Source organism: Mycobacterium sp. TH-M82 (genome assembly GCF_057473605.1).
Genome location: NZ_JBYCKY010000324.1, coordinates 1 through 3,244 on the forward strand (window position 1 = coordinate 1; position 3,244 = coordinate 3,244).

Consider the following 3,244-nt stretch of genomic DNA (forward strand, 5'->3'; position numbering starts at 1 on the left):
ACCCGTCGCGGCCCCGCCACCTGCTCACCGAAGCCGGCATGGGCTATCGCTTCGAGGTCTGAGCTGCCGTTTTCATCACCCACCGTCGAGTGCGACGGTTGTCGCTCAATGGCGGGCAAGCAGCACATCTTCTTCCCCTGCGACTCATGGGGGAGGTGTGGCGATCGAAAGGGCGATACCGTCCAGGATGTCGTGCTCGCTGACGGTCAGCTCCTCGATTCCGGCCCGGGTGCGCAGTTCGCGTGCTAACTCCTCGACAATGATGGCTCCTCCCCCAATCACGTCAGCACGACCGGGATGCATCGGCCCCAGCGCCATGCGCTGCGCTCGCGTCATGGCGATCAGTCGATCGCACACCGCCAACAGCTCATCGCTGGATACGTGCGAAAGATGAATTGCCACAGGATCATATGTTGTCATGCGCTGCGCCAGCGCGGCGAGCGTCGTCATGGTTCCGGCCACCCCCACCCAGCTCCGGGCCCCCTCCACCGGTACCGCCCGCAGTGCCGGGCCGAGCCGCTCCCGGACCAGCTCGCGGGCGCTCGCCACCTCGTCCGGGGCCGGCGGATCGGAGTGCAGGCAGCGTTCGGTGAGCCGGACGCAGCCAATGTCAACCGAAACGCCTCCCGACACAACGTCTTTCGCCGATCTGTCGCCGAGCACGATCTCGGTCGACCCCCCGCCGAGATCCACCACCACGAACGGGCCGTCGGCGCCCGTCAAGTCGCCCACGGCGCCGCGAAACGACAGTGCGGCCTCCGCGTCGCCGCTGATCACCTCGGCGAACGCACCGGGGATCACGGCGCCCAACACCTCCGCCGTCATCGCGAAGAACACTTCACGGTTGGCGGCATCACGGGCAGCCGAGGTGGCCACCATCCGCACCCGCGCGACATCGTGGACGGCCAGCAACCGCGCATAGTCGGCCAGCGCGGATCTGGTGCGCTCCAATGCCTCCGGAACGAACTCACCGGTCGCGTCGACGCCCTGCCCCAGTCGCACGATCCGCATCTCACGGTGGACGTCGCGCAGGCACCCGTCGACCGAGTCGGCGATCAGCAGCCGGATCGAGTTGGTTCCACAGTCGATCGCCGCGATCCGGCTCATGTCCACTGCCCCGGCACCAAGATCCCGGCCTTCTCCAAATCGAGGCCTGGATCGGCGGCCAGCACGGCCAGTGCCGCATCGCCAAGCGGGTTCACCCCACGGCCCTTGGCCAGCGAGTGCGCAATCAGCGCATGCAGGCACTTGACTCGATGCGGCATGCCGCCGGCGGAGAACGTGGTACCCAACGACTCGATCGCGTCTCGCTCGGCCAGATACGACTCGTGCGCGCGTCGGTAGCCGGCAGCAAGATCGGGATCGCGGCGCAGCCACCCGGTCATCTCTGCCATCAGGCCGGTCGACTCCAGCCCGCTCGCTGCGGCGGTCAGCATCGGATGAGTCAGGTAATACAGCGTCGGAAAGGGCGTACCGTCAGGCAGTTTCGGCGCTGTCTTGACGACGCCGGGTTCACCGTTGGGACAGCGGTAGGAGACCTCCAACACTCCTCGCGGCTTACGGCCCAGTTGCCGCTGCATCGCGTCGAGGTCGGCATCCTCAACCACCGGCAGGAAGCGGGGCGGGCGGCGCAGGCGCCGGCGGCGGACGTGGTGGCCCGTGCGGGGCATCGGCAATGGTATGCCACAGTGCCGTGTACCACGGGCTGTCGCTGGGTGTGATTGCCGGCGCGGCGCCCGGCCGGCCGGGAACATCAGCGGTCGGTGGTAGCTGGACCTGGTAGGGAATCTCGCCGGGCATCACGAAACCGAGGCGTTCACGAGCCTGCGCCTTGATGTGAGCCGGGTCGGCCAGCTTGGCCTTCTGCTGCTCCAGTTCAGCGATCTGCTGTCGCAGGGTGGCTTCGATCGCGGCTTGCTGCTTCACTTCGGCGTGCTGTGCGAAGAAGGTGCGCACCGGACCGGCAATGGTCAGCGTCAGCACACACACCACCGCGGCCAGAATCACCGCTCGCCGGGCGGTGAAACCGAGCCGTTGCTGGGAACGCTGCTCCGCCGCGGCAGCGATCGACCGCCTGATGGGTTGCACAACCGGGTCTTGCTGTGCACGCGTCTCATTCGATCCACGACGGAGGGCCGCCGGCCGGGATGAGCGGCCCCGACCGACCCCACCAACCCGTCTCGGCCGAGCCGGGCGGGACGCCGCGGAGCGCCGTTTCAGGTGGGGTCGTTTCGGATCGGGCATCTGGCCGGCTCAGTTCGCTATTTGCCCTCCGGGCCGTAGCGGGGGAACGCCAGATCGCCGGCGTAGCGGGCGGCATCGCCGAGGCTTTCCTCGATTCGCAGCAGCTGGTTGTATTTGGCCACCCGCTCGCTGCGCGCCGGCGCACCGGTCTTGATCTGACCGCTGCTGACCGCCACCGCCAGGTCGGCGATCGTGGTGTCCTCGGTTTCGCCGCTGCGGTGACTGAGCACCGTGCGGTAGCCGTTGTGGTGGGCCAGCGCCACAGCGTCCAGCGTCTCGGTGAGCGTGCCGATCTGGTTGACCTTCACCAGCACCGCGTTTGCTACGCCCTTCTCGATACCGTCCTCGATCCGTTCGGGACTGGTGACAAAGATGTCGTCGCCGACGACCTGCACCCGTTCCCCAAGCTCTGCGGTCAACGCCACCCAGCCGTCCCAGTCACCTTCGAACAGTGGATCTTCCAGAGACACCAGCGGATAGGCGTCGAGCAGCCGGGCGTAGAACTCGGTCATCTGGGCGGCGCTGCGGGTCTGGTTCTCGAAGTTGTAGCCGGAGTCGGTGTGAAACTCGTTGGCCGCAGCGTCGATCGCCAGTGCCACCTCGGTGCCGGGTTTGAACCCTGCCGACTCGATGGCGACGCTGATCAGGTCCAGCGCCGCGGTGGTGCCGGCCACGTCGGGGGCGAAGCCGCCCTCGTCACCCAGCCCGGTGGACAGGCCTTGCTTTTTGAGCACCGACTTCAGCGCGTGATACACCTCTGCACCCCAGCGCAGCGCCTCGGCGAAGTCGGGTGCCCCGATCGGCACCACCAAGAACTCCTGGATGTCGACGCCGGTGTCGGCGTGCGCTCCGCCGTTGAGGATGTTCATCTGCGGCACCGGCAGGATGTGCGCGTTGGGCCCACCCAGATACCGGAACAACGGCAGTTCAGCGGAGTCCGCGGCGGCCTTGGCGACAGCCAGTGAAACACCCACGATCGCGTTGGCGCCCAGCCGGGACT

General features: G+C 67.5%; 4 protein-coding genes. All 4 read right to left on the reverse strand.

Annotated features, from left to right (window positions below; genetic code table 11):
- Positions 1-144: 144 nt before the first annotated feature.
- On the reverse strand, positions 145-1,107 hold the full coding sequence (locus AC2VON_RS10130; protein ID WP_486952835.1) for a Ppx/GppA phosphatase family protein: 963 nt from the start codon (positions 1,105-1,107) through the stop codon (positions 145-147).
- Positions 1,104-1,607, reverse strand: a complete 504-nt coding sequence (locus tag AC2VON_RS10135; RefSeq protein ID WP_486952836.1) for a DUF501 domain-containing protein — start codon at positions 1,605-1,607, stop codon at positions 1,104-1,106. Before AC2VON_RS10135 ends, AC2VON_RS10130 begins: the two co-directional genes overlap by 4 nt.
- Positions 1,600-2,244: an FtsB family cell division protein gene (locus AC2VON_RS10140; RefSeq protein WP_486952837.1), complete on the reverse strand. Its 645-nt coding sequence runs from the start codon at positions 2,242-2,244 to the stop codon at positions 1,600-1,602. The genes AC2VON_RS10135 and AC2VON_RS10140 overlap by 8 nt, the downstream gene beginning before the upstream one ends.
- 17 nt (positions 2,245-2,261) lie before the next feature.
- The coding region (gene eno / locus AC2VON_RS10145) for a phosphopyruvate hydratase (RefSeq protein WP_486952838.1) at positions 2,262-3,244 on the reverse strand (983 nt) is incomplete at its 5' end.

What these genes read in the sequence shown, in the direction of transcription:
- AC2VON_RS10130 (WP_486952835.1), bottom strand. Translation starts at nt 1,107, where the DNA reads ATGAGCCGGATCGCGGCGATCGACTGTGGAACCAACTCGATCCGGCTG.
- AC2VON_RS10140 (WP_486952837.1), bottom strand. Translation starts at nt 2,244, where the DNA reads ATGCCCGATCCGAAACGACCCCACCTGAAACGGCGCTCCGCGGCGTCC.